This is a genomic window from Streptomyces sp. NPDC044044, assembly GCF_056434405.1.
The window spans coordinates 572306-598674 of record NZ_JBWKFG010000005.1 but is presented as its reverse complement, the minus strand read 5'-3'; the positions used below and the strand labels follow the sequence as shown (position 1 = coordinate 598674).

Below are 26369 nucleotides of genomic sequence, written 5' to 3'. Positions count from 1 at the left end.
CCCGCCTGTTAAGCCATTTTTCGCACGCACGAGCGCATAGGCGTACGACCACGTGCGTACGAGCGCGTGGCGGGCGCACGAACGTGGACGGCCGGTCAGCGCGCGTGGAACCGTCCGGGCGCCGCCGTCGGGCCGCCCCCGGTCGGCAGCTTCTCCTGCGGGCAGCCCGTCAGGACCCGCTTCATGGCGTCCCGCTCGGCGCCCGTCACCCACACCCCGTACTTCTTCTTCACCGCCACCTGCCGGGCCACGTAAGCGCACCGGTAGCCCTTGTCCGGCGGCAGCCAGGTGGCCGTGTCGCCGTCGCCCTTGCCGCGGTTGGGGCCCGCGTCGACCGCGAGCAGATTGAGCGGGTCGTTGGCGAAGGCGATGCGCTTGCTCGGCTCCCACTTGCCTGCGCCCTTCTGCCAGGCGTCCGAGAGAGCCACGAGGTGGTCGATGTCGACCTGGCTGCGGCCGCGCACGAACGAGACGTCCTTGCCGGTGTAGGGGTCGGGCGAGAGCGACCCGGAGGCCACTTCGCAGTCCCCGTCGCGGTACTTCACGTCCTCCAGGTCGCGCTTGAGGATGTCGTCGCGGGTGCCGCAGCCGTTCGAGTCCGTGTCGGCCCAGGGGCTGCCGAACCGGTCGCGGTCGTAACCCGTCTTGGGCGCGCGGCCCTTGACGGTGAGCGCGTCGACGGCGGCCAGCGCGGGTCCCGCCTTGGCGTCGGGCCCGGAGGAACCGCTGTCCTCCTCCTGCGGCGTGCAGCCGGTGACGGATCCTGTGACGAGGAGCGCGAGCAGCAGCGCGGCCCGGACTCCGCCGGTACGACGGTTCACTGGACGGCCACCTCTGCCCCGAGTGCGAGCGCGCCGGGCGTCACGACGTCCGCGTACACGCCGATGCACCTGCCGCGCGACGCGGTGAGCGTCTTCAGGATGCGGCTGTCCGCCGGAAGGCCGCGCTGGGCCTGGTTGGTCATGACGCAGCGACCGATGCGCTCGGTGACGCGAAGGCGCACGCCGCCGTCGAAGGCGATCTCCCGTCCGACCCAGTCCTCCTCGATCCACGGCTCGTCGGTCCCGATCACGATGTTCTTGCGCAGTCGGCGTACGTCGACGGGGTCGCGGTCGCCGAGCAGCTCGCCGAGCGCGCGCAGCGACGCGGTGCCGACGAGGGAGACGGCGCCCACGTCCTGATGGCTCGCCTCACCCTCGCGCACCAACTCCGCATCCCCGCCGAAGAGTTCACCGATGCGGGGATCGCCGGGCCGCAGCGTCTCGCCCTCCGGCGTGGTGACGACCGGCCCCTCGGCGTCGTACACGGCGGTGTACTCCAGCATCCCCGGCGTCCGCCGGAACCGGCGGTGGTTCTTGCCGCTCCCCAGCTTCCCGTCCTCGTACCGCAGGGCCCACAGCCGGTCACCGGCCACGCCGCGCTCGTCGACGACGAGCCGCTCGTGCTCCTGGCCCAGCATCGACTTCACCGGAAAACAGACGAGCCCCACAACGGCCCCATGCCCCACGGCACTTCCCCTCCCCTGGCTCACACGCTTCCGAGTCTCCTCGTCACCGTACCGAGCGACTGGTTTAGACCATAACGTCCCCCGCATTACCTCCGGCGTAATCGACCCGCCCTCGACCCTGCGGCAACATCGACGACACCCGCAGGAACACCGACCGAGGAGCCCCGATGACCACCGAAGACGCCACCCGCGCCGCCGTCCAGGCCTTCCTGAACCACCGGCTGACGGGCGACACCGAGGCCCTCACCGCCCTCTTCGCCGACGAGGTCGACTGGCTGCTCGCCGAGAACCCGGGCGTGCCGTGGATCCGGCCGCGGTCAACCGCCGCCGAGTGCGCGGCCCAGGCGGACGAACTGGCCGCGCACACCGTCCCGGAGAAGGCCGGCGCCACCGTCGACACGATCCTCGTCGACGGCACGGACGCGGTGATCCTCGGCCGCCTCTGGGGCACCGTGCGCGACACCGGCAAGTCCTTCGACGGGCCCTTCGCGCTGCGCCTGACGGTCGAGGACGGCCGGGTCACGCGCCACCACCTCTACGAGAACAGCCGCTCCATCGCCGACGCCTGCGCCTCCTGAGGCAGCCGCCCGCTACGACCCCAGGATCGTCGTGAGGAACTCCCCTACCCAGCCGAGCAGTTCCCGCCCGATCAACGGCTTTCCGCCGACCTTCGCCGTCTTCGGGCGCGGGACGAGGATCTGGTGGGCGTTCTCCTTGATGACCGTGCCGGGGTAGAGCCGCTTGAGCCTGAGCTCCTGCGACTCCCGCAGCTCCACCGGCGCGAACCGGATGTTGTTGCCCTGCAGCACGATCTCGCCGACCTCGCACGCGCGGGCCAGCATGCGCAGGCCCGCCACCAGGAGGAGGTTCTCCACGGGCTCGGGCAACTTGCCGTAGCGGTCGGTGAGTTCCTCACGCACCGCCTTGACGTCCTGCTCGCTGCTCGCGGAGGCGATCGAGCGGTAGGCCGCGAGGCGAAGGCGCTCGCCGGGGGCGTAGTCGTGCGGGACGTGCGCGTCGACCGGCAGCTCGACCTTGACCTCCAGCGGCGGCTCCTCCTCCACGCCGCCCTCCAGGGACGCGCGGTAGTCGGCCACCGCCTCGCCCACCATGCGTACGTAGAGGTCGAAACCGACGCCCGCGATGTGGCCGGACTGCTCGCCGCCCAGGAGGTTGCCCGCGCCGCGGATCTCCAGGTCCTTCATGGCCACGTACATGCCCGCGCCCATCTCCGTGTGCTGCGCGATGGTCGCCAGACGCTCGTGGGCGGTCTCCGTCAGGGGCTTCTCCGGCGGGTAGAGGAAGTACGAGTAGCCGCGCTCGCGGCCTCGGCCCACGCGGCCGCGCAGCTGGTGGAGCTGCGAGAGGCCGAAGTTGTCGCCGCGCTCGACGATCAGCGTGTTGGCGTTGGAGATGTCGATGCCCGACTCGACGATCGTCGTGGAGACGAGCACGTCGAACTTCTTCTCCCAGAAGTCCACCACCACTTGTTCCAGGGCCTGTTCGGACATCTGGCCGTGCGCGGTGGCGATGCGGGCCTCGGGCACGATGTCGCGCAGGCGGGCCGCCGCCCGGTCGATGGACTCGACGCGGTTGTGGATGTAGAAGACCTGGCCCTCGCGCAGCAGTTCGCGGCGGATGGCCGCGCCGATCTGCTTCTCCTCGTAGGGCCCGACGAAGGTCAGGACCGGGTGGCGCTCCTCGGGGGGCGTGGTGATCGTCGACATCTCGCGGATGCCGGTCACGGCCATTTCGAGCGTACGGGGAATGGGGGTGGCCGACATGGTCAGGACATCGACGTTGGCCCGCAGCTTCTTCAGCTGCTCCTTGTGCTCGACGCCGAAGCGCTGCTCCTCGTCGACGATGACCAGGCCCAGGTCCTTGAACTTCGTCTCGGAGGAGAAGAGGCGGTGCGTGCCGATCACGATGTCGACCGAGCCGTCGCGCAGGCCCTCCAGGGTCGCCTTGGACTCCGTCTCCGTCTGGAAGCGGCTCAACGCCCTTACCTTGACGGGGAATTGGGAGTAGCGCTCGGAGAACGTGCCGAAGTGCTGCTGCACCAGGAGCGTGGTCGGGACGAGGACGGCGACCTGCTTGCCGTCCTGGACCGCCTTGAAGGCGGCACGGACCGCGATCTCCGTCTTGCCGTAGCCGACGTCGCCACAGATCAGGCGGTCCATCGGGACCGTCTTCTCCATGTCGTCCTTCACCTCGGCGATGGTGGTCAGCTGGTCGGGCGTCTCCACGTACGGGAAGGCGTCCTCCAGCTCACGCTGCCAGGGGGTGTCGGGGGCGAAGGCGTGGCCGGGGGCCGCCATGCGGGCGCTGTAGAGCTTGATGAGGTCGGCGGCGATCTCCTTGACCGCCTTCTTCGCGCGCGCCTTCGTCTTGGTCCAGTCGGCGCCGCCCAGGCGGTGCAGGGTGGGGGCCTCGCCGCCGACGTACTTGGTGATCTGCTCCAGCTGGTCGGTGGGGATGTAGAGGCGGTCGCCGGGCTGGCCGCGCTTGGCGGGGGCGTACTCCACGACCAGGTACTCACGGGTGGCGCCCTGGACGGTGCGCTGCACCATCTCGATGTAGCGGCCGACGCCGTGCTGCTCGTGGACGATGTAGTCGCCGGTCTCCAGGGTCAGCGGGTCGATCGTCTTCCTGCGGCGCGCGGGCATCCGCTGGCCGTCCTTGCCGGCCGCCTTCTGGCCGGAGAGGTCGGTCTCGGTGAGGACCGCGAGCTTGAGGGCCGGGTCCAGGAAGCCGAAGTCGATCGAGCCGCAGGAGACGTGCACGACGGAGGGCGTGAGCTCGCTGAGGTCGGCGTCGAGGCGGGCCGCGATGCCCTCGCCGCCCAGGACCTCGACGGTGCGGGCGGCGGGGCCGTGGCCCTCCGTCACGTACACGGTGCGCCAGCCGTCGGCGAGCCAGCCCTTGGTGTCGGCGAGCGCCTTCGCGGTGTCACCCCGGTAGGTCTCGGTGGCGTGCATGCCGAGCTTGAGGGTGTCCTCGTCCAGGTCCTCGTCGGCGGCGAAGGGCGACACCGACCACCACATCATGCCCAGGTCACGGGCGTGGTCACGGACGTCCGCGATGCCCCAGAGCGAGGCCGCGCCCACATCGATGGGAGCCTCGCCGCCACCGGCCGTCGCTGCCCAGGACGCCTGCAGGAACTCCTGCGAGGTCGCCACCAGGTCGGCCGCGCGGGTGCGCACGCGCTCGGGGTCGCAGACCACGGCCATGCTCTGCGCGGGCAGGACGTCGAGCAGCAGCTCCATGTCGTCGACCAGGACCGGCGCGAGGGACTCCATGCCCTCGACGGCGATGCCCTCGGCGATCTTGCCGAGCAGTTCGCCCAGCTCGGGGTGGGCCTCGGCCAGGGCGGCGGCCCTTTCGCGCACGTCGTCCGTGAGGAGCAGCTCGCGGCAGGGCGGCGCCCACAGGCCGTGCGCGGCGACCTCCAGGGAGCGCTGGTCGGCGACCTTGAAGTAGCGGATCTCCTCGACGTCGTCGCCCCAGAACTCGACGCGCAGGGGGTGTTCCTCGGTCGGCGGGAAGACGTCCAGGATGCCGCCGCGCACGGCGAACTCGCCGCGCTTCTCGACCAGCTCCACACGGGAGTACGCGGCTGCCGCGAGGGCCTCCACCGTCTCGTTCAGGTCCGTGGACCCGCCCGTGCGCAGCGCCACGGGCTCCAGGTCTCCCAGGCCCTTGACCTGCGGCTGGAGGACCGAGCGCACGGGGGCGACGATGACGGACACGCGGCCCGTCTCGGGGTCGTCGGGGCGCGGGTGCGCCAGGCGGCGCAGGACCGCGAGGCGGCGGCCGACGGTGTCGGAGCGGGGCGAGAGGCGCTCGTGCGGGAGCGTCTCCCAGGAGGGGTACTCGACGACTCCGTCCGGCGGCAGGATCGTGCGCAGGGCCGCCGCCAGGTCCTCGGCCTCGCGGCCGGTGGCCGTCACGGCCAGGACGGTGCGGTTCGTCTCGCGGGCGAGGGCCGCGATGGCGAAGGGGCGCGCGGCGGGCGGGCCGACCAGGTCCACGTGGGTGCGGTTGCCGTCGGTGGCGGCTTTGACCGCTTCGGCGAGTGCGGAGTCCTTGACGACAGCGTCGAGCAGACCGTGCAGGCTCATGTGGGCTTTCGCTTTCCGTCCAGGTGCCAGGGCCCGCGGGGGGCAACGCGAACCGCCCGGCACGTCGTACGGGCCGGGGGTCTCCAGCGTACGACTCCGGAGTGACAGGCGCTGGCCGTCCGAGGCCGGGTGGCAAGATCCGGCCCGTGCGGCCCCGGGGACAGCAGCCTGTCCCGGGGACAGCAGCCGGCCCCGGCGGGCGCTCGTCGCACCCGCCGGGGCCGTCTCCCACACCCCCGTGGCGGGAGCTATTCGGTGGCGATGGCGTTGAGGACGTTCATCCGGCCCGCCCTGAAAGCGGGCACGAGCGCCGCGAACAGGCCCACGAACGCCGAGCCGATGAAGACGGTGATGATCGTCGGCCAGGGGATCTCAAGGACCTTCAGGCCCTCCAGGGCGAGCAGCTTCTGGGCCGTCGCTCCCCAGCCCATGCCGAGCCCGAGGCCCAGCAGCGCTCCGAAGAGGGCGATGACCACCGACTCCAGGCGGATCATGCGGCGCAGCTGGCGGCGCGAGAGGCCGATCGCCCGCATCAGGCCGATCTCGCGGGTCCGCTCGACCACCGAGAGGGCGAGGGTGTTCACGACACCCAGGATCGCGACGATGATCGCGAGACCGAGCAGGCCGTAGACCATGTTCAGCATCTGGCCGACCTGGTCCTTCAGCGTCTGCTTGAAGTCGGTCTGGTCCATGACCTTGTACTGCGGGTAGTCGGCCATGGCCGCCTTCAGCGACTTGTACGCCGCGTCCTGCTGGCCCTTGTCCGCCTTGGCGAACATGATCTCGTTCGGTGGCATCCGGTCGGCGGGCACGTACTTCGCCGCGGTCGAGATGTTCACGTACATCGCGCCGGAGTCGATCGAGGTCCCGCTCGCCGTGATGGCGCGGACCGTCATCTCGCCGGTCCTGCCGTACTCGAAGTCGACCTTCACCTTGTCTCCCACGGAGATGCCGTGGTCCTTGGCGAAGTCCTCGCCGACCGACATCGAGTCCGGCTTGTAGGCGTCGGCGAGCCTGCCCGCGACGGTCTCGCTGCGCAGGTCCTCGGCGTACGTCGCGTCGGCGGCGCTCAGGCCGACCTTCTTCGCGGTCTTGCCGTCCGGGGCGGTCAGGTCCGCCTTGATGTCCTTGTACTGGGTGATGTGGGCGACGTGGTCGGCCTTCTCCAGGGACTTCGCGGCCTTCGGGGTGATGGCCTGATTGTTGTTGGACTGGATGATGAAGTCCGCGCCGACCGACTTGTCGAGCTCGTCCGTGGCCGACGCGACCATCGAGGAGCCGACCACGGAGAGGCACGCGACCAGGGCGAGGCCGATCATCAGGGCCGCGCCGGTGGCGCCGGTGCGGCGCGGGTTGCGCAGGGCGTTGCGCTCGGCCATCCGCCCGACGGGGCCGAACATCCTCAGGAGTACGGCGCTGATGACGCGGACCACGCCGTTGGCGAGGACCGGGCCGATGACGACGAAGCCGATGAGCGTGAGGACCACACCGCCGCCGAGGAAGAGCGAGCCCTCGCTCGCCTTGTCCGCCTGGGAGGCGGTGTAGAGGCCGAAGCCGCCTGCGCCGGTGAGGACCAGGCCGATGACGGCGCGCAGGACGCTCGCCCTCCCGTCGGCCGGTGTTCCCGCGTCGCGCAGCGCGGCCATCGGGGAGACCTTGGCGGCGCGCCGCGCGGGGAGGTAGGCGGCAAGGACGGTGACGACGATGCCGAGGACCATGCCCACCATGGGGGTCGTCCACTTCACCGTGAGGTCCTGCGTGGACAGTTCCATGCCCATGCCGGACATGAGCTGCATCAGGCCGACGGCGAGTCCGACGCCCGCGCCGACACCGAGGACCGAGCCGATGACGCCGAGCAGCAGCGCCTCGACGAGCACGGAGCGGTTGACCTGCTTGCGGCTCGACCCGATGGCGCGCATCAGGCCGATCTCGCGGGTGCGCTGGGCGACCAGCATCGAGAAGGTGTTGATGATGAGGAAGATGCCGACGAGGAAGGCGATTCCGGCGAAGCCGAGCATCGCGTACTTCATGACGTCCAGGAAGCCGCTGACGCTCTTGCGGCCGTCGTCCGAGGTCTCCTTCTGCGTCTTGACCTTGTACGCGGAGGCGTCCGCGCCCATCGTCTCGGTGACGTTCCGCTTGAGCACCGTGTCGCTGACACCGGCGGCGGCGCTCACGTTGACGTGCGTGAACCTGCCGGTGGTGCCGAGGAGTTCGCGCTGTGCGGTGGCGGTGTCGAAGTAGACGATCGCGGCGCCGGGGTTGGTCACCTTGAAGGTGGCGATGCCGGAGATCTTCGCGGTGTGGTCACCGGCGACGGCGATCGTGCGCAGCTCGTCACCGATCTTGAGGTGGTGCTTGTCCGCGGTGTCGGAGTCGATCATCACGTCGGTGGGTCCGCGCGGGGCGTGCCCGGAGGTGATATCCATCGAACGCAGGTCGTTGTGCGTCCAGTTGCCGGCGATGGTCGGGCCGCCGCCGGTGGGACCGACGTTCTCCTTCTCGGAGTTGACGACGGTGACGGCGGTGCTGCTGACCGCGCCCTCCGCGGACTTCACGCCGTCGGCCTTCTTCGCCTGGCCGACGACCGATGCGGGTATCGACTCGGGCCTGCCGCTCTCGGGGGTCTCCCCCGAGTCCTTCGCCGCCTTGTTCGTGACGGTGACATCGGCGGACGTCGCGGCGAAGAGCTTGTCGAACGTCGTGTTCATCGTGTCGGAGAAGACGAGCGTGCCGCAGACGAACGCCACCGACAGGACCACGGCCACGGCGGAGAGCGCCATGCGGCCCTTGTGCGCGAAGAAGTTGCGCATCGAGGTCTTGAGGACGGTCATGACGTACGCCCCCGCGCGTCGAAGTCCTTCATGCGGTCGAGGACGGTCTCGGCGGTCGGCGCGTACATCTCGTCGACGATCCGGCCGTCCGCGAGGTACAGCACCCGGTCCGCGTACGAGGCCGCCACCGGGTCGTGCGTGACCATCACGATGGTCTGGCCCAGCTCGGTCACCGACTTGCGCAGGAAGCCCAACACCTCGGCGCCCGCACGGGAGTCGAGGTTTCCGGTCGGCTCGTCACCGAAGATGATCTCGGGGCGCGCGGCCAGGGCGCGGGCCACGGCGACGCGCTGCTGCTGGCCGCCGGAGAGCTCGGTCGGGCGGTGCTTGAGGCGGCCCGCGAGACCGACGGTCTCCACGACCTGGTCGAGCCAGCCGCGGTCGGGCTTGCGGCCCGCGATGTCCATCGGGAGCGTGATGTTCTCGATGGCGTTCAGCGTCGGCAGGAGGTTGAACGCCTGGAAGATGAAGCCGATCCGGTCCCGGCGCAGCTGCGTGAGCTTCTTGTCCTTCAGGCCGGTGATCTCGGTCTCGTCGAGGTAGATCTGCCCGGAGGACACGGTGTCGAGGCCCGCGAGGCAGTGCATCAGGGTCGACTTGCCGGAGCCGGAGGGACCCATGATCGCGGTGAACTGCCCGCGGGCGATGTCCACATCGATCTCGTCGAGCGCCACGACCCGGGTCTCCCCGGTCCCGTACGCCTTCACGACCTGGCGCGCCCGTGCCGCCACGGCCGTACGCCCTCCAGTGCCCCCGTGCCTGGGAATGGTTACAGCCGATGTCACGGTAAGTCTCCTAAGTCGGTTACGCGGCGGGTCAGGTGTGTTCGCTACGCATAAAGAGTCTGGTCGTCCGAGGGCCCTGGCGCGCTGGTGCCCAGCGCAGTCTTTTGCGGGGGAAAACCCCACCCCCGAAGGTGTGGCTGGTCGGCCCCGGGGCTTCCTTGTTCGGATCCAAGGCCTGCCCCCCGGTCCGATCCGGGGCCTTCCCCGGTCCGTTCCGGGGCCTCCCCCGCTCCGACCCCCGTCGGCATAAAGCCAATCTAAGAAGCGGCCTGGGCCTTCTCATCCTCCAGCAGTACGAACGGCCCCCGGTCCGTAGTACGGAGGAACCCCTAGGGGATCTCCACCCGCCGGTGGAGCCCTTCTCGGGGTCGCTCCACCCTCCTGCCGAGCGGACACCGACCCACCTGGCCCGATGGTCTCCACCCCTGCCCCGGAGGCGCACCGGGTGAGAAGGTGGCCCGGAGCAAGTAGATGCAGGGGGAAGGAATCTCGGTGGGCACAGCCGGAGCGAGCGGCACGGCAGGTTCGGGCACGGACGGCATACGTTCGGGCACGGACGACAGACGCCGGCGCGGACCCGTCGTCGCCGCGCTCATGCTCGCCATGGCACTCGCTGCCCTGGACTCCACGATCGTCTCGACCGCCATCCCCCAGATCGTCGGCGACCTCGGTGGCTTCTCCGTCTTCTCCTGGCTCTTCTCCGGCTATCTGCTCGCCGTCACCGTCACCCTGCCCATCTACGGCAAGCTCTCCGACACCTTCGGCCGCAAGCCCGTCCTCATCGCGGGCAGCATCCTCTTCCTGATCGGCTCGGCCCTGTGCGCCGTGGCCTGGAACATGGGTGCCCTCATCGCCTTCCGCGTCGTCCAGGGCCTGGGCGGCGGCGCGCTCCAGGGAACGGTCCAGACACTCGCCGCCGACCTCTACCCCCTCAAGGAACGCCCCAAGATCCAGGCGAAGTTGTCCACCGTGTGGGCCGCCTCCTCCATCGCGGGACCCGCGCTCGGCGGCCTGATCGCCGCGTACGCGGACTGGCGCTGGATCTTCCTGATCAATCTGCCGATCGGGGCGGTGGCCCTCTGGCTGATCGTGCGCCACCTGCACGAGCCGGAGCGCGAGGCGACCGCGCGAGGGCGCACCGACTGGGCGGGCGCGCTCGCCGTCTTCGCCTGCGGCGGCGTCCTGCTCACCGCGCTCGTGCAGGGCGGCGTCGCCTGGGGCTGGCTCTCCGCGCCCTCGCTCGCGCTGTTCGCGGGCGGGCTGCTGCTCGCGGCGGCCGTGGTGGTCATCGAGCGGCGCGCGGCGGAGCCGATCATCCCCGGCTGGGTCTGGCGCAGGCGCACCATCGCGGCGGTCAACCTCGCCCTCGGCGCGCTCGGCCTCCTGATGGTCGCGCCCACCATCTTCCTGCCGACGTACGCCCAGTCCGTGCTCGGCCTCGCGCCGATCGCCGCCGGGTTCGTGCTCTCCGTGATGACGCTCAGCTGGCCGGTCTCCGCCGCCCTGAGCCAGCACGTCTACCGCAGGCTGGGCTTCCGCGACACGGCACTCATCGGCATCGGCGGGGCCGCGCTCTTCCTCTTCGCGTTCCCCTTCCTGCCCTACCCGGGGCAGGCCTGGCAGCCGGCCCTGATCATGCTGCTGCTCGGCGCGGCGCTGGGCCTGTTCCAACTGCCGCTGATCGTCGGCGTGCAGTCCACCGTCGGCTGGTCCGAACGCGGCACGGCCACGGCGTCCATCCTCTTCTGCCGCCAGATAGGCCAGACCCTGGGCGCCGCACTCTTCGGCGCGATCGCCAACGGAGTCCTCACGTCGCGGCTCGGCGGCGCGGGCTCCCTGGACTCGGTGGCCCACGCCCTGGAGGACCCGGGCTCGATCGCCGACCCCGAACGACTGCGCAGGGCCGTCGACTCGGCGGTCGACACGGTGTACGTCGGGGCGGGGTGCGCGGCGCTGCTCGCACTCCTCGTTCTGGTGTTCGTCGCCCCGCGGCGCTTTCCGGTAATCGGGGCCAAGGCCCCGGAAAACGGCGAGGTGGGAGCCCTGGAGAGCTCGGACGACACCGAATCGATCGCGCGCGAGAGCCACCTGAACAGGCCCGCCGAATAGACCGACCAACCAGTATGTGCAAAACCCTTCGCGGCTCTACTACTTACAAGTAACGTGCTCGATTCTCACCTCTCGCTCCCTGCGGTCCCGCACCGGACCGACGCCGCGCAAGGAGAACCGGGATGTCCTACCCTCACCAGCCCCACCACCCTCACAACCCACATCACCCGCAACACCCGCAACACCCGCAAGGTCCGTATCACCCGCAAGGCCCGCAACACCCGCAACACCCGCAAGGTCCGTATCACCCGCAAGGCCCGCAACACCCCCAACACCCCGAAGCCGCCTACCAACCCCACCTCCCCCCACACGACTCCTCCCCCTCCTACCCCACCTATCCCTGGCAGCCCGTCGCACCACCGCCTCCCCCACCACCCCCAAGGCTCCCCCGCCACCCCGCACTCGGCCGCCACAGCGACCTGCGCCACCTGCGCAGCGCCTACCGCTGGCAGCGCCGTGTCGCCACCCTCACGGCGCTGGGCTACTTCACGCTCTTCCTGATCCTCTCCGCCGTCGCCCCGTCCCTGATGACGGACACGGTCTCCGGCGGGCTCTCCACCGGGCTGCTGCTCGGCCTGTGCCAGGTGCCCGTCACCCTGATCGCCATAGCGCTGTACGAGTCCACGGCCCGCCGCAGGGTCGACCCGCTGGCCGAACGGCTGCGCAAACTGGCGGAGTTGGAGGCCAACCGATGAACTCCGACACCGGCATCATTCCGACTGCCGACATCACCCTGGCCACCGACATCACGCTGGCCACCGACTCGGCCCAGGCCATGTCCCTGGTGGCGTTCACCGCCGTCGTCACCCTCACGCTGCTCCTGTGCGTGATGACGGGACCCGACCGCGACAACCTCGGCGAGTTCTACGCGGGTTACGGCACCCTCTCGCCGATGCGCAACGGCCTGGCCATCGCGGGCGACTACATCTCGGCCGCGACCGTGCTCGGCACGGGCGGAGTGATCGCGCTCCTCGGGTACGACGGGGTCGTCCTCGCCCTGAGCACGGCCCTTTCCCTGATGCTGCTGATGTTCCTGCTCGCCGAACCCCTGCGCAACGCGGGCCAGTTCACCATGGGCGACGTACTGGCCCGCCGGATGCCGGGCCGCGCCGTACGCATCACCGCGTGCGCGGCGACCCTGGCCGCGCTGATCCCCCTCATGCTGGTGCAGCTGGCGGGCGCGGGCGACCTGCTCTCCTTCATCCTCGGGTTCTCCGGCGAGGGCGTGAAGACCGGATGCGTCGTCGCACTCGGCGCACTCATGATCAGCTACGCGGCGATCGGCGGCATGAAGGGCACCGCCCTCATCCAGATCCTGAAGATCGTGATGCTGCTCGGCTCCGGAGTGGTCATCGCCGCCCTGATCCTGCGCCGCTTCGACTGGGACCCGGGCGCGCTGCTCGCCGCCGCCGAGAAGGGCAGCGGGGTCGGCCCGGCGTTCCTCCAGTCCGGCTTGCAGTTCCAGGGTGGCCCCAACCCCCGTCTAGACATGATCAGTTCGGAACTTACGGTGGTACTCGGCGGTGCCTGTCTGCCGCACGTCACGATGCGCATGTACACGGCGCGCAGTGCGCGTGAGGTGCGCCGCTCGATGTCCTGGGCGGTGTCGTCGGTGGCGCTCTTCGTCCTCATCATCGCGGTCGTCGGCTTCGGCGCGACGGCGATGATCGGCCGGGCGGCGATCGCGAAGGCGGATCCGCAGGGCAACACGGCCTACCTCCTGGGCTCCAAGGCGGTGTTCGGCGCGAACGCGTCGACAGTGGAGACCCTCATCTTCACGACGGTCACCACAGCGATCTTCCTGACGCTGCTCGCCTCGGTCGCCGGAATGATCCTGGCCTGCGCCAACTCCCTGGCGCACGACGTCTTCGCGCATCTGCGCACGCAGCTCACCCCGCGCAGGGAGATGACGCTGGCCCGCGTCTCCGCGCTCGCCATAGGGGGCGTGGCGATCGTCCTCGCGGTGATGGTCCAGCACCACAATCTGCAGCCGCTGGTGACGCTGTCGTTCTGCCTGGGCGCGTCCGCGCTCGCCCCGGCGCTCGTCTACAGCCTCTTCTGGCGCCGCTACACCCGCAGGGGCCTGCTCTGGACCCTGATCGGCGGCACCCTCGGCTCCATCATCCTCATGACGGGCACCAACCTGGTCTCGGGCGCCCCCACTTCGGCGTTCCCGAACCACGACTTCAACTGGTTCCCCTTCACGACGACAGGCCTGGCGTCCATCCCCCTCGGCTTCTTCCTGGGCTGGCTGGGCACGGTGTCATCGGGCCGAAGGGAGTCGGAGGAGCAGCGGGGCCGGTACGAGGCGGTGGAGGGCTGGATCCTGGCAGGGGTGACGAGGAGGTAGGCCATCGGAGAGGGAACACGACGCGGGACAACCGACGCCCCCACCCCGCCCGAGGGCACACGAAGCGGGACAATCGACGCCCCACTCCACCCGAGGGAACTCGACGCGGGGCATTCGGCTGGGTGGGCGGGAAAGATCCGCCGCGAAGCGGCGGCCTGGAACCAGCCCGCCCAGAGCTAGGGCGCACCCTCAGCAGCAGCCCGCCCGGTAAGCGCAGCGAGACTGCTCCGCACATGCTCCATGTGCGCCCGCACCTCGTCCCACTCCTCACCGTGCTCCCGCAGCAGCCGCTCGGTCTCCCGGGCGACCCCTTCCTCCCGCACCCCCGCGGCTGCGACAAGTTCCGCACCCCGCGCCTCGGCGTCCTCCTGACCGTGGCGCGCGGACTCCTCCGCCTCGGCGAAGGCCCGCTTCGCCTCGGACAGGCGGGCCTCGGCGGCGGCCACGAGCGAAGCCTCGTGCGCCTCCGCCTCGGCCTCCCGCAGGGCGATCTCCCGCTCGGCGGCCTCCCAGCGCTCGGCCTGCTCCTTCTCCTGCTCCTCCAGGAGCGCGGCACTGCGCTCCCGCATCTCCCGCAGCGCGGCGAGGGCCTCGCCGCGCCACTCCTTCACGTCACGGCGGGCCGAGATCCGCGATTCGTCCGCGGTGGCGCGGCAGGCGAGCAGCCGCTGCCGGGCCCGTTCGTCGGCCTCGCCGAGGATCTCGTCGGCGTACGCACGGGCGGCCCCACGGACCCCGCGCGCCTCCTCTTCGGCCGACTCCGTCACGCGCTGCACGTCGGCATCGGCCGCCGTCCGCACGGCCGCGGCCTCCGCCTCGCTCAGGGCGAGGATGTTCCGCGCGCGCTCGCCCAGCGTCTCGTACGTCTGAGGAGCGAGGTGTGCCACCACGTCCCGCAGCCGTTCCGCCTCCGCCTCCATCTCCTTGGCGAGGACGGTGAGCCGGGCGGCACGTTCCCACGCGCCGTCGCGGTCCTGGGACAGATCGAGGGCGTACGCGTCCACCTGCTCGGGACGGTAGCCACGTCCGCGCACGGCGACGAAGCCGTGCTCCGAGGCCGTTGCACCGCTGCTCATCCTTGAATCCCTCCTCCGACGCACCACGCGCGTATTACGCGATTGGCGCACATCTTGATGGATCAAGCGGAAGTGCTCATAACGCGACACTCCGCTCATCTCATCCGCTCAAGGATGCGCTATTCCTGCCGGAAGTCGGAATCAGGAGGGCTCGGCTCCTCCACGGCGCGGGGGCGCGGCCCTGCTCACCGCCCCCAAGCCCGCCGCTTCGCGACGGATGTCTCCCGCCCACCCACCCCGGGGTGCTCGGGTGGGTGGGCGGGAAAGATCCGCCGCGAAGCGGCGGCACAAACAGCCGCCGCACAAACGGCGGCGGTACAAACAACGGCGGCACAGAAGAACGCACGAGGCGCCCGACCCCGCCCAGGGGGTCAAGCGCCTCGCACACCTACGTTGCCCCGCCCAGGGGCGAGATCAGAGCAAACCGTCCCACATCTGCTCAAGAAGCACCGACCACCAGCTCTCCGGCGAAGCCAACGCCGCCGGATCAAGGGCGGCAAGCTGCCCCTGGAAGTCGACGGTCCAGCGCCCCGCCTGCTCCTGGTTCAACCCGTACCGCAGCCGCCACATGCGCCCGAGCAGAGCCAGGCACCGCGCGAACTCGGGAAGCCCCGTGTTCACGAACTGCGGCGGCACGGGAGCTCCGCCGGGACCGGCCTCCACCGGCACGGCGACGATGTTCGCCGTGCCGTACTGGACACAGATCGCGCGGCCGAAGTCGCTGCCCATCACGAGGTACGAACCGGCGTCCGACGCCGGCTGCACCCCGCGCTCCTGCGCCGTCTCGGCGAGCGTGGGCACCGGCCGTCCCGGCTGGGCCTGCGCCCAGAAGAACGGGCCGAAGTCGACGGGCAGCCCCGCCACGACGAGCGTGTGCGCCACGAGGTCCGGCACGCCCTGCCGGGAGACCGCCCGCTGGTCGAAGCGGAAGATGCCGGGCCCGAAAGCGCCCATCAGCTCCTGCGCCACGCCCTCCGGCGGGATCGGCGGCGCGGGCTGCACCTGCGGCAGCGGCGCGCGCACCGGCGCGGGGCGCGCCGGACCGTCCGCGACCTGGTGCAACTCGGCCTGGTGCGCGATGAGCTGCTGCATGCCGCCCTGCCGGGACGCGTGGTCCCTGCCGTACGGGGCGATGCTCGTGATCCGCGCCTGCGGCCAGGTCTCACGGATCATCCGGGCGCAGTACGCACCGGGCAGCTCGCAGGACTCAAGCTCGGTGTGGAGTTCGAGCACCTGCTGCGGCGGCACGTTCATGCCGCGCAGCTCATGCAGGATCTGCCACTCCGGGTGCGGAGTGCCGGGCGCCGAGCGGCGGATGAGCTGCTGCTCGGAGCCGTCCTGCGCGCGGTAGCGGAGTACGGCCTGGTAGCCGGGGCCGACGGTCGGCTGACCGGTGGGCGGCTGCGGGTAGCCGTAGGGCTGACCGGGAGCGGGCTGGTGCTGGCCCGGCGCGGGAGGCGGCATGCCAGGGACACCCGGAGCACCGGGAGCACCGGGAGCACCCGGCGGCAGAGGCGCACCGGGGCCACCGACAGCGGGCCCGGCCAGCATGGTCGCGGCGTGGTGGACGCCACCACCGGGAGCACCGGGAGCGCCGGGACCACCAGGGGCGCCGGGAGCACCAGGAGGCTGCGGCGCACCAGGAACACCGGGCGGACCGGGAGGCTGCGGGGCACCAGGAGCACCGGGAGCGCCCGGAGCACCCGGCGGCTTGATCCCACCGGGTCCACCCAGGCTCGGGTCGGCAAGCATCGTCGCCGCATGGTGCACGCCACCGGGAGGCGTACCCGGAGCACCGGGCGGACCAGGAGGCTGCGGCGCACCAGGAGCACCCGGAGCACCCGGCGGCTTGATCCCACCAGGGCCACCCATGCTCGGGTCGGCCAGCATCGTCGCCGCGTGGTGGACACCCCCACCGGGGGGCGGGGTGCTGCCAGGAGCGTTCGGTGCCGCGGGGGGCTGCGGCGCGTCCGGAGCCGCAGGCGGCTGAGGTCCGTCGGGGCCGAGCGCGGAGACGAGCTGCGTCGGGACGTAACCGCCCGCAGGCGTGCCCGGAGCACCGGGACCGGACGGCGGCGGCGTACTCCCAGGAGCCACACCGGGAGCCGCACCGGGAGTCCCCGGGGCGCTGGGCGGAGGCGGCGTGCTCGCACCGCTCCCACGGGCACCGCGCGGCGGCTGCGCCTTGCTGGTCGCGGCGTCGGCGATGTCCCCGGCGCCGGGCGGCACGGAGTGCTGAGCCGCGGCGGGCGCGGGCCCTTGCGGGTAGCCGTACGCGGACGGGTCGGGAACACCGGCACCCGGAGGCGGCGGCATGTTCACCGCGGCACCGGCGGGCGGCGGAGGCAGGTTCGGGCCCGGAGCCGCCGTGCCCGGGGCAGGCGGCGCCTGCGCACCGGGGCCCTGCGGATAGCCGTACGCGGACGCGTCCGGAACACCGGCACCAGCACCGGAACCAGCACCCGGAGGCGGCGGCAGATTCGGGCCGTCGAGCGCGGGCGCGACCGTCGTCGACGGAAGGCTGCTTCCGCCGTGCATCAGCGCGGTCTTGGCCTCCGGCGGCACACCGGGCGGCGGAGTGTCGTCATCGTCACCGCCGACCAGCGGCGGCGCGAACACCGTCGCGGGCGCGGGCACCGAACGGTCGTCGTCGCCGGAATCCGCGTTCGTGTCCGTCCCGGCCCACGGGGTGGCCCCCGCGGGCGGACCCGATCCCCCGGCAGCGGGCCACGGCGTACCGCCACCGGGCGCTTCGGGAGCCGCCGATGCGGCGGGTGCCGCGGGTGCCACAGGTGCGGAAGGCCCGGACGGTGCGGACGGGGAAGGCGAGGCGGACGAACCGGATGAGCCGGACGAGGCGGACGCACTCGCCGACTCCGCCCTGCGATCCGGAATGCCCAGCTTGTCCGCCGCCTCCTGGAGCCACTCCGGAGGGCTCAACAGGAACGACGTCTGATTCAGGTCAACTCGCTCCGGCGGGGCCGGAGTCGCGTCTTCCGGTGCCGCGTCCGGGACGCCGTACTCCTCTTCGTACCGGCGGATCACCTCACCGACCGGCAGACCCGGCCAGAGCGAGGCATCGCCGCTGTCGCGCGCGATGACGAGCCGCTGACTGCCGCCGTCGGACACCGGACCGTTCTCACGGTCCTCCGCCCACACGACGAAGCCGAGCTCGAACTCCCGCACCCGCACCTCGCGATGCTGGTATCCGGGCACATCGCCGTTGATCCACTCCTCGGCGCGCTCCTGCGCCTGCGCGAAGGTCACCATCGACAAGTCACTCCCCCACCGGGACGGCGCGCGCGAAGCCGCCGTCCACCATCAGGTTCGCCACGGTCTCCAGCTCCGGCGGATTCCCCGCCAGCCGGGACAAGAACGCGTCGAAGTCGTCACCGCACGGCAGCAACAGCCGCTGCACCCGCTCGGCGGGCTGCCAGCCGTCCGTCTCCGAGACGTCCCGTGCGTCGTCGTACGCGCAGAACCACACCGAACCGATCCGGTCACCCTTGACCTTCACGGCGAGAATGCCGCCCTGCACGAAACCAACTCCCAAATAGTCCTTGGTGAGATGGTCGCGCAGGCACTTGTTCACGTACACCAGGTCGTTGACCGCGGCCTCGTCCCGCACCGTGAAGAACGGCTGGTCGATCAGGAGACCGAGCTCCGCGTCGAGCGCCGTGCCGACCGGCGCGCAGCCGCCCGCCGCCTTCAGGAAGGAACGGTAGGCGCCGGGCAGCCGGTAGCCCAGCTCCTCCTCGACGCCGAGGATCTCCTGCTCGGTCACCGCGACCGACGACTTCGGCAGCGCGAGATGCGCGGGACGGGTCTCCTGGAGCGGGCGCGTGCCCCGCTTGTTCTGGTCCACCGGCGTCGTGGCGAGCCCGCCGTGGTGCCGCAGGAGCGCCTTCACCTCCACCGGGACCAACTCAAGGCGCCGGCCGCCCGGCACGTGGTGCCAGGTCCAGCCGTGCGGGGTCGCCACCGGCGGAATCGTGTCCCACAGGTCGTGGTCCGCCGCGGCCATCGCCGCGTTCGCGGAGACGTAGTCCGTCAGACGCAGCTCGTCGACGCCGAAACCCTCCGGGGGCTCGGCGATCTCGGCGGCCGCGCGCGCGTAGGCCGAGAAGTCCGGATAGCCGTGCTCGTCCACGCGCACACCCCTGGGATGGCGCGTGGCCCGGACCGGATCCGGGAAGTGCACGACCTGCCCGGCGTAGGCCGCGTTCGGCGGCGCGGCTTGCTGCCCCAGCCGACCTGTCGTCATGGCGGTTGCCCCCTGCGGCACTGTTAATGGCTCTGCGGATCACTGTGCGTGGATTCGCTGTGCATGGATTCGCTGTGCGTGGATTGTGCGTACTTCGTCCTGCGTTCCGCAGACTGCGGATGTCGACAGCCTATGCGTTAGGACGACACCGGTCACCGGGCCTCCGGTTCCATGACCAGCAGCCACCGAACCGTCACCGTGCGACGAAAGCCGGGCGTGTCGCGGTGCCCCAGCTTCCGCACCACCCGCCCCATTTGGCAGGCTGTCCCCGCAACGCGGGGGCGTGGCACACGCGGTCACACCGCGAGTTGCGGGGAGGGAAGCACCACCATGCACACGGCACAGACCGGTACGGCCGGCCACACAGCGGCCACGACAGCGCCTTCGGCGAGCGCCGGGAACCCCGCCGACGCGGGGGACCCACGCGTCGGCTGGAGCAGCACATCCGCGCACGCGCCCACGCTGCGCCAGCGCCGCGACGGCATACTTCCCACCGTCGCCGCCGCACTCTCCGTCCGCGGCGCGACCCTCACCTGCACCGCGGGCCGCGGCGAGGAACCTCCCGCTCTGCACCCACTCGTACAGGACTTCCTCGACACCCTCACAAGCGGCCAGCGCGAACGCTTCACCGGGCGGTGCGCCGAAGCCATCCTCATCTCGCGCCACCTCACGGCCGCCGACAAGAGCCGCTCCAAACGGGCCGCACGAAAACCCATGACCAACGGCGAGGCCCGCAAGGCCCTCAAGCACGCCAAGCTCACCACCCGCCGCATCCGCGAGGACGGCGACCCCCTGCACGGCGGCTTCGCCCGCCCCTGCCGCTCCTGCACCGCCCTCACCTCGCACTTCGGCGTACGGATCGTGGACCCGACGACACAGGAATCCTGACCCCACCACCGAGCCGCGAACCGCAACGAGGGCCACCCATGCACACGGAACAGCACACCGAGAACCCCGCACCCCAGTCCGCCGCGTCGCCCCGCTTCCCCGTCCCCGTCGACGCCGCCCTGCGCGCCGCGGGCTGGACCCCCGGACGCTGGGACATAAAGCAGGCCGAGATCTGGGCCGACGTCCTGCGCCGCCACACCTCACCGGCAGGACACCAGCACGCCGTCTTCCCCGCCGCCGTCGAGGCCTGGGCCGAATTCGGCGGACTGCACATCACCCCGCAGGGCCCCGGCCGCCACCTGGCGCCCGCCGCCGTGCACCTCGATCCCCTGTACGGACTCCACCTGGCCCGCACCCTCGGCGACCTGGGCCGCGCCCTCGACACCGAGGTCTGCCCCATAGGAGAGGAGACGGAGACCCAGGCCCTCCTCGCCATCGACGCGGAAGGCCGCGTCTACAGCCTCGACCACAGCGGCGACTGGTACCTGGGCTCCCACATCGACGAGGCCCTCGCCACCCTGGCATCGGGCACCCGGCCGGAACGCCTCAAGGCGGGCTGAGACAAACCCGCGGCGCACACCGACGGCAGGGCGGCCTAGGCGGCCGCCGGCAGCACCGCGGACACCCGGAAACCACCCGCGTCCGTCGGACCCGACACGAAGACACCGCCCAACGCGGTCACCCGCTCCTTCATGCCCACCAGGCCATTGCCGCCGCTGGGCAGCCGGGCGTCCCCGGGGCCCGCCTCGGGCGGCGGCTCGTTCTCCACCTGCATCGCGATCTCCGCACCGCGGTGCGCGAGCCGGACGTACGTCTTGGCGCCCGCCGCGTGCTTGTGGACGTTCGTCAACGCCTCCTGGACCACCCGGTACGCGGTCTGCTCCACGTCCGCCGCATAGGCGCGCGACTCACCCTCCACGGAGAGATCCACCGCCATCCCGGCCGCCCGGGACTGCCCCACCAGCTCCTCGATCTCCTCCAGGCACGGCCCGTCCTCGTCCACCGCACGCGAGGCGGCGGCCGCGGCGGCGAACCCCACGGCGGCCAACGGCACCACATCGGACTCCGACCCGTGCCGACCCCCCACCGCGGGCCTGCTCTCCCCGGTCCGCAGCACACCGAGCATCTCGCGCAGCTCCGTCAGCGCCTGCCGCCCCATGTCACCGACCAGAGCGGCGTTCTTGACGGCCTTCTCCGGATCCTTCCGGGCCACGGCCTGCAACGCGGCAGCATGCACCACCATCAGACTCACCCGGTGCGCGACGACGTCATGCATCTCCCGCGCGATCCGGGTCCGCTCCTCGTTACGCGCCCACTCGGCCCGCTCCTCGGCCCGCTCGGCCAGGAGCTGCAACTCCCGCTCCAGGCTGTCGGCACGCTCCCGCAGACTCTCCATGAGCCGCCGCCGCGCACCGACGTACAACCCCAGCAGGATCGGCGGAGCGGTCACCCCGATCGAGGTGGTGATCGCGATGAACGGTATGAACCCCTCCGCGAAGCCCAGCTCCCCGCTCTCCATGTCCTGCCGCGTCCGGACCAGCGTCACGATGAGCGTCCCGACCAACGACATCCCGGCCAGCGACCCGATGATCCGCCGGGGCAACTCGGACGCCGCGAGCGTGTAGAGCCCGACGATCGTCAGGACGACCCCCATCTGCGCGGGCGTGATCGCGATGGAAATGAGCACCACCGCGATCGGCCACCGCCGCCGCAACACGAGCGAGGCCCCCGCAAGCACCCCGAACGCGACCCCCACCCCCGTGGGCACTCCCGTGTCCCCCGCGAACGTGATCCCCTCGGCCCCGCACTCCGCGGCCGAGGCCAACGCAAGCCCCACATCCAGCACGGCGCTGCGCCGCCGCTCCCACCACCACGGCCCGTTCACGGCCGCGCTGTGGCTATCCCCCGTCGTGGTCATGCCTTCCAGCCTACGGGCGACAAGCCCTCCTTTTCCGGCGAGTTTCCGGCTCAGTGATCGAACGCACGCACTGTTCGACACGAAGCGAAACCAGCCGTTTTCCCTCGAACTGGCGAACCGCTCCCCGTTCCCTGCCGGACGTCCGCATTCCGGACGACGCTCACCCCATGACGGAAATCACGAGCCACCAGAGCAAGCGGACCAAGCATCCAAGGGCGAAGGACGACCTACGGGAACGAGCGCGCGAGCTGCGCCGCCAGGGTCGGACATACAGCGAGATCCAGGCCGAGCTGAGCTGCTCGAAGAGTTCGGTCTCCCTGTGGGTACGGGATCTGCCGCACCCGGAACCCAAGTGCACGCCCGAGGAGCAGCGAGCACGCATGAACGCCGGGCTCGCACGGCTGCGAGCCGACCAGGACCGCGAACGTCGGGCGACGAAGCAGGCGGCAGCGGCAGCGATCGGCAAGCTGTCGGACCGCGAGCTGCTCATCGCCGGCGTCACCCTCTACTGGGCCGAAGGAGCCAAGGACAAGCCGTATCGCCGCACCGAGGTGCTCCAGTTCATCAACAGCGACCCGAATGTCATCCGGCTGTACATGCGCTGGCTGGCACTGCTCGGCGTCGGCGTCGACCGCTTGACCCTGCGGGTCAGCATTCACGAGTCCGCGGACGCCGCGGACGCGGAGAGGCACTGGGCGGACGTCGTCGGCGTCGACGTGGGCGCGTTCAGCAAGCCGACCCTGAAGAAGCACAACCCCCGCACCGTGCGCAAGAACACGGGAGACGGGTACCACGGGTGCCTCATGATCTACGTAAGGCAAAGCGCTGATCTCTACCGTCGCATGGAAGGGGCTTGGTACGGCATAGTGTTGGGTGCCGAAACGGCGACCTAAGCAAATGTCCGGTTTAGGTTGCTTTAATCCCCCGTGGTGTAATTGGCAGCACTGTGGCTTTTGGTGCCATCTGTCCGGGTTCAAGTCCTGGCGGGGGAGCTTCTTTCGTTCGGGTCCTGACCGCAAGGTCGGGACCCGCCCTCATTTCCGCCCCACAACGCCCCGGTATCCTGCGGATGTCCACTCCCCGCACATCCGAAGCCGAAGGGCACCCCCGTGAGCGCCAACAGCCCGGCAGCCGTCGTCGTCCTCGCAGCGGGTGAGGGCACCCGTATGAAGTCGGCCACCCCCAAGGTCCTGCATGAGATCTGTGGGCGTTCCCTCATCGGGCATGTGCTCGAAGCCGCGTACGCGCTGAGCCCGGAGCGGCTCGTCACCGTTGTCGGGTTCGCCCGCGAGCAGGTCGTCGCGCACCTGGGGACCATCGCCCCGGACGTGCGCACGGCGTACCAGAGCGAGCAGAAGGGCACCGGACACGCCGTCCGCATCGGCCTCGACGAGCTCGGCGGTTCCGTGGACGGGACCGTCATCGTCGTCTGCGGCGACACCCCGCTCCTGACGGGCGCGACCCTGCAGAAGCTGGCCGCGACGCACACCGGCGACGGCAACGCCGTGACCGTGCTGACCGCCGAGGTCCCTGACGCGACCGGTTACGGCCGCATCGTGCGGGACGGCGAGAGCGGCGCGGTGACCGGCATCGTCGAGCACAAGGACGCCACCGAGGTGCAGCGTCTGATCCGTGAGATCAACTCCGGGGTGTTCGCGTTCGACGGGCAGCTGCTCGCGAAGGCGCTGGGCAAGGTGCGCACGGACAACAGCCAGGGCGAGGAGTATCTGACGGACGTCCTGGGGATCCTTCGGGAAGCGGGACATCGGGTGGGGGCCGCCGTCGCCGGTGATCACGAGGAGATCGCGGGCATCAACAACCGCGTGCAACTGGCCGAGGCCCGCCGCACCTTGAACGACCGCCTCCTGACCCAGGCCATGCTGGCCGGTGTGACGGTCGTGGACCCGGCGTCGACGTGGATCGACGCGACGGTGACGTACGAGCAGGACGCGCTGGTGCACCCCGGTACGCAGCTTCAGGGCGTCACGCATCTCGGTGAGGGTGCCGAGGTGGGACCCAACTCCCGCCTGACGAACGTGCGGGTGGGTGCGGGTGCACGGGTGGACAACACGGTCGCGTACGACTCCGAGGTCGGGGAGCAGGCGAGCGTCGGTCCTTTCGCGTATCTGCGGCCGGGTACCCGGCTCGGCGTGAAGGCCAAGGCGGGTACGTACGTGGAGATGAAGAACGCGACGATCGGTGAGGGCACGAAGGTCCCGCACCTTTCGTACGTGGGTGACGCGACGATCGGTGATTTCACCAACATCGGTGCTGCGAGTGTCTTTGTGAATTACGACGGTGAGGCGAAGCACCACACGACGGTGGGGTCTCACTGCAAGACGGGTTCGGACAACATGTTTGTGGCTCCTGTCACGGTCGGGGACGGCGCCTACACGGCGGCGGGTTCGGTGATCACGAAGGATGTTCCGGCCGGTTCGCTGGCCGTGGCCCGTGGCCAGCAGCGGAATATCGAGGGTTGGGTGGCGCGCAAGCGTCCGGGGAGCGCGGCTGCGAGGGCGGCGGAAGCGGCGTCCGGGGAGTCCAGGAATCCGGCAAGCGGAAGCTGACCGGAAACAGGTGCGTCGGACACGGCGTACCGTGATAGATGCACACCATTTCGGCCGACTCAGCGCACGGGACGCGCAGTTTCGGCAGCGGGAAGAACTCGTCTGAGGAGACAAGTGCTGTGACCGGGATCAAGACGACCGGCGAGAAGAAGTTGATGCTCTTCTCCGGCCGCGCCCACCCCGAGTTGGCCGAGGAGGTCGCACACAAGCTGGGTGTCGGCATCGTGCCGACGAAGGCTTTCGATTTCGCCAACGGCGAGATCTACGTGCGCTACCAGGAGTCGGCTCGTGGCGCGGACTGCTTCTTGATCCAGAGCCACACGGCTCCGATCAACAAGTGGATCATGGAGCAGTTGATCATGATCGACGCGCTGAAGCGCGCGTCGGCCCGCTCCATCACCGTGATCGTGCCGTTCTACGGCTACGCGCGCCAGGACAAGAAGCACCGCGGCCGTGAGCCGATCTCGGCCCGCATGGTGGCGGACCTGATGAAGACCGCGGGTGCGGACCGCATCCTCACGGTCGACCTGCACACGGACCAGATCCAGGGCTTCTTCGACGGCCCGGTCGACCACCTCTTCGCGCTGCCGATCCTCGCGGACTACGTGGGCGCGAAGGTCGACCGCGACAAGCTGACCGTGGTCTCCCCCGACGCCGGCCGCGTGCGCGTCGCCGACCGCTGGTGCGACCGCCTCGGCGCTCCGCTGGCCATCGTGCACAAGCGCCGTGACAAGGACGTCGCCAACCAGGTCACCGTCCACGAGGTCGTGGGTGAGGTGAAGGGCCGCGTCTGCGTCCTGGTCGACGACATGATCGACACGGGTGGCACGATCTGCGCCGCCGCCGACGCGCTGTTCGCGCACGGTGCGGAGGACGTCATCGTGACGGCGACGCACGGTGTGCTGTCCGGCCCGGCCGCGGACCGCCTGAAGAACTCCAAGGTGAGCGAGTTCGTGTTCACGGACACGCTGCCCGACCCGGGCGACCTGGAGCTCGACAAGATCACGGTGCTCTCGATCGCGCCGACCATCGCGAACGCGGTGCGTGAGGTCTTCGAGGACGGTTCGGTCACGAGCCTCTTCGACGAGCAGGCGTAAAGATCCACTTTGGGCCGCGGCCTCCCCGCCGGGTAGACTCACTGAGTTGCTCGGCGAGGGAGGCCGTACTCATTGCAGTACGGTCGTCCGTTATCGACGCGCTCTTCGTAGCAGGCCAGTAAGTCGCATGGCCGGGTAACCGACCCCATCCGACGTTTCTGATCCGACATACGAGGAGTGCACATGTCTGAGGTCAAGCTCGCCGCCGAGACCCGCACCGAGTTCGGCAAGGGCGCTGCCCGCCGCATCCGCCGCGAGGCCAAGGTTCCGGCCGTTGTCTACGGTCACGGTGCCGACCCCGTCCACATCACGCTTCCGGGCCACGAGCTGCACCTCGCGCTCCGTACGTCCAACGTCCTTCTCGCCCTCGACATCGACGGCAAGAAGCACCTGGCGATCCCGAAGGCCGTCCAGCGTGACGCCATCAAGGGCTTCCTCGAGCACGTCGACCTGCTGCTCGTCCGTCAGGGCGAGAAGGTCAACGTCGACATCTACGTCCACACCGAGGGCGAGCTCGCCCCGGGCGGCAACCTGCTCGAGCACGTGCTGAACGCGCTGCCCGTCGAGGCCGAGGCCACGCACATCCCGGAGTCGGTCACCGTCTCCATCGCCGGTCTCGAGGCCGGTGCGACCATCCTCGCCAAGGACATCCCGCTGCCCTCCGGCACCACCCTGAACGTCGAGGACGACGTCGTCGTCCTGCAGGTGCTCGCCGCGCAGGCCGAGGAGGCCGCTGAGGCCACCGAGGGCGAGGCCGACGCCGCCGCCGAGGCCTGAGCCTCGACCGCTGTCGCGATCGACTGAGTTCGATCCGTTTCAGCCGGGCTCGATCCAGCTTCGGCTGAGCTCGACT

General features: G+C 70.5%; 19 protein-coding genes and 1 tRNA gene. 11 read left to right on the top strand and 9 right to left on the bottom strand.

Going from position 1 to position 26369, the window contains the following annotated elements; genetic code table 11:
* Positions 1 to 95: 95 nt before the first annotated feature.
* Both AC07AG_RS21975 and AC07AG_RS21970 read right to left on the bottom strand, forming a co-directional pair.
* Positions 96 to 821 (bottom strand): HNH endonuclease family protein, encoded by a 726-nt coding sequence (locus AC07AG_RS21975; protein ID WP_478756883.1) that lies wholly within the window; start codon positions 819 to 821, stop codon positions 96 to 98.
* Positions 818 to 1594, bottom strand: a complete 777-nt coding sequence (locus AC07AG_RS21970) for an MOSC domain-containing protein (RefSeq protein ID WP_478756881.1) — start codon at positions 1592 to 1594, stop codon at positions 818 to 820. The genes AC07AG_RS21975 and AC07AG_RS21970 overlap by 4 nt, the downstream gene beginning before the upstream one ends.
* Before the next feature lie 80 nt (positions 1595 to 1674).
* Here AC07AG_RS21970 and AC07AG_RS21965 point away from each other — a divergent pair, with 80 nt between their 5' ends.
* A complete protein-coding gene (locus AC07AG_RS21965) occupies positions 1675 to 2085 on the top strand; it encodes a nuclear transport factor 2 family protein (RefSeq protein WP_478756879.1) in 411 nt (136 codons plus the stop codon).
* A gap of 12 nt (positions 2086 to 2097) precedes the next feature.
* On the opposite strand, the gene mfd is transcribed toward AC07AG_RS21965, so the two are convergent.
* The 3 genes from mfd to AC07AG_RS21950 form a co-directional block, all read right to left on the bottom strand.
* Positions 2098 to 5628, bottom strand: a complete 3531-nt coding sequence (gene mfd, locus AC07AG_RS21960) for a transcription-repair coupling factor (protein ID WP_478756877.1) — start codon at positions 5626 to 5628, stop codon at positions 2098 to 2100.
* Between the two features lie 248 nt (positions 5629 to 5876).
* Positions 5877 to 8462, bottom strand: a complete 2586-nt coding sequence (locus AC07AG_RS21955) for an ABC transporter permease (RefSeq protein ID WP_478756875.1) — start codon at positions 8460 to 8462, stop codon at positions 5877 to 5879.
* Entirely contained in the window at positions 8459 to 9247 is a 789-nt protein-coding gene (locus AC07AG_RS21950; protein WP_249589460.1) for an ABC transporter ATP-binding protein, read from the bottom strand. Before AC07AG_RS21950 ends, AC07AG_RS21955 begins: the two co-directional genes overlap by 4 nt.
* A 471-nt stretch (positions 9248 to 9718) precedes the next feature.
* Here AC07AG_RS21950 and AC07AG_RS21945 point away from each other — a divergent pair, with 471 nt between their 5' ends.
* From AC07AG_RS21945 to AC07AG_RS21935, 3 genes are all read left to right on the top strand, one after another.
* Positions 9719 to 11356, top strand: a complete 1638-nt coding sequence (locus tag AC07AG_RS21945) for an MFS transporter (protein ID WP_478756873.1) — start codon at positions 9719 to 9721, stop codon at positions 11354 to 11356.
* Positions 11357 to 11478: 122 nt separating this feature from the next.
* Positions 11479 to 12051 carry a DUF485 domain-containing protein gene (locus AC07AG_RS21940; RefSeq protein WP_478756871.1) on the top strand — a complete coding sequence of 191 codons (573 nt, stop codon included), beginning with the start codon at positions 11479 to 11481 and terminating at the stop codon, positions 12049 to 12051.
* 80 nt (positions 12052 to 12131) lie between these two features.
* Complete coding sequence (locus AC07AG_RS21935) at positions 12132 to 13706, top strand: sodium/solute symporter (protein WP_478757073.1); 1575 nt, start codon at positions 12132 to 12134, stop codon at positions 13704 to 13706.
* A gap of 176 nt (positions 13707 to 13882) precedes the next feature.
* On the opposite strand, the gene AC07AG_RS21930 is transcribed toward AC07AG_RS21935, so the two are convergent.
* The 3 genes from AC07AG_RS21930 to AC07AG_RS21920 all read right to left on the bottom strand — a co-directional run bounded on the left by AC07AG_RS21930 (position 13883) and on the right by AC07AG_RS21920 (position 19046).
* On the bottom strand, positions 13883 to 14782 hold the full coding sequence (locus AC07AG_RS21930; protein WP_478756869.1) for a cellulose-binding protein: 900 nt from the start codon (positions 14780 to 14782) through the stop codon (positions 13883 to 13885).
* 414 nt (positions 14783 to 15196) lie between these two features.
* Positions 15197 to 18052, bottom strand: coding sequence for an SUKH-4 family immunity protein (locus tag AC07AG_RS21925; RefSeq protein ID WP_478756867.1), 2856 nt, complete (start codon positions 18050 to 18052; stop codon positions 15197 to 15199).
* Positions 18053 to 18059: 7 nt separating this feature from the next.
* Positions 18060 to 19046 carry an SMI1/KNR4 family protein gene (locus tag AC07AG_RS21920; RefSeq protein ID WP_478756866.1) on the bottom strand — a complete coding sequence of 329 codons (987 nt, stop codon included), beginning with the start codon at positions 19044 to 19046 and terminating at the stop codon, positions 18060 to 18062.
* Between the two features lie 330 nt (positions 19047 to 19376).
* On the opposite strand from AC07AG_RS21920, the gene AC07AG_RS21915 reads away from it, so the two are divergent.
* Together AC07AG_RS21915 and AC07AG_RS21910 are read left to right on the top strand one after the other, a co-directional pair.
* Positions 19377 to 19934 (top strand): YwqJ-related putative deaminase, encoded by a 558-nt coding sequence (locus tag AC07AG_RS21915; protein ID WP_478756864.1) that lies wholly within the window; start codon positions 19377 to 19379, stop codon positions 19932 to 19934.
* 38 nt (positions 19935 to 19972) lie between these two features.
* Positions 19973 to 20494 carry an SUKH-3 domain-containing protein gene (locus AC07AG_RS21910; protein ID WP_478756862.1) on the top strand — a complete coding sequence of 174 codons (522 nt, stop codon included), beginning with the start codon at positions 19973 to 19975 and terminating at the stop codon, positions 20492 to 20494.
* 35 nt (positions 20495 to 20529) lie between these two features.
* Here the strand turns inward: AC07AG_RS21910 and AC07AG_RS21905 are convergent, their stop codons facing one another.
* Positions 20530 to 21852 (bottom strand): sensor histidine kinase, encoded by a 1323-nt coding sequence (locus AC07AG_RS21905; RefSeq protein WP_478756860.1) that lies wholly within the window; start codon positions 21850 to 21852, stop codon positions 20530 to 20532.
* 167 nt (positions 21853 to 22019) lie between these two features.
* Between AC07AG_RS21905 and AC07AG_RS21900 the strand changes: the two genes are divergently transcribed.
* The 5 genes from AC07AG_RS21900 (at position 22020) to AC07AG_RS21880 (ending at position 26293) form a co-directional block, all read left to right on the top strand.
* On the top strand, positions 22020 to 22745 hold the full coding sequence (locus AC07AG_RS21900) for a hypothetical protein (RefSeq protein ID WP_478756858.1): 726 nt from the start codon (positions 22020 to 22022) through the stop codon (positions 22743 to 22745).
* Positions 22746 to 22772: 27 nt separating this feature from the next.
* Positions 22773 to 22844 (top strand) — tRNA-Gln (locus AC07AG_RS21895).
* A 117-nt stretch (positions 22845 to 22961) separates the two neighbouring features.
* Positions 22962 to 24419: a bifunctional UDP-N-acetylglucosamine diphosphorylase/glucosamine-1-phosphate N-acetyltransferase GlmU gene (gene glmU, locus AC07AG_RS21890; RefSeq protein WP_478756856.1), complete on the top strand. Its 1458-nt coding sequence runs from the start codon at positions 22962 to 22964 to the stop codon at positions 24417 to 24419.
* A 119-nt stretch (positions 24420 to 24538) separates the two neighbouring features.
* Positions 24539 to 25516, top strand: coding sequence for a ribose-phosphate diphosphokinase (locus AC07AG_RS21885; RefSeq protein ID WP_351162981.1), 978 nt, complete (start codon positions 24539 to 24541; stop codon positions 25514 to 25516).
* 183 nt (positions 25517 to 25699) lie between these two features.
* Positions 25700 to 26293, top strand: coding sequence for a 50S ribosomal protein L25/general stress protein Ctc (locus AC07AG_RS21880; protein ID WP_478756854.1), 594 nt, complete (start codon positions 25700 to 25702; stop codon positions 26291 to 26293).
* Positions 26294 to 26369: the final 76 nt, after the last annotated feature.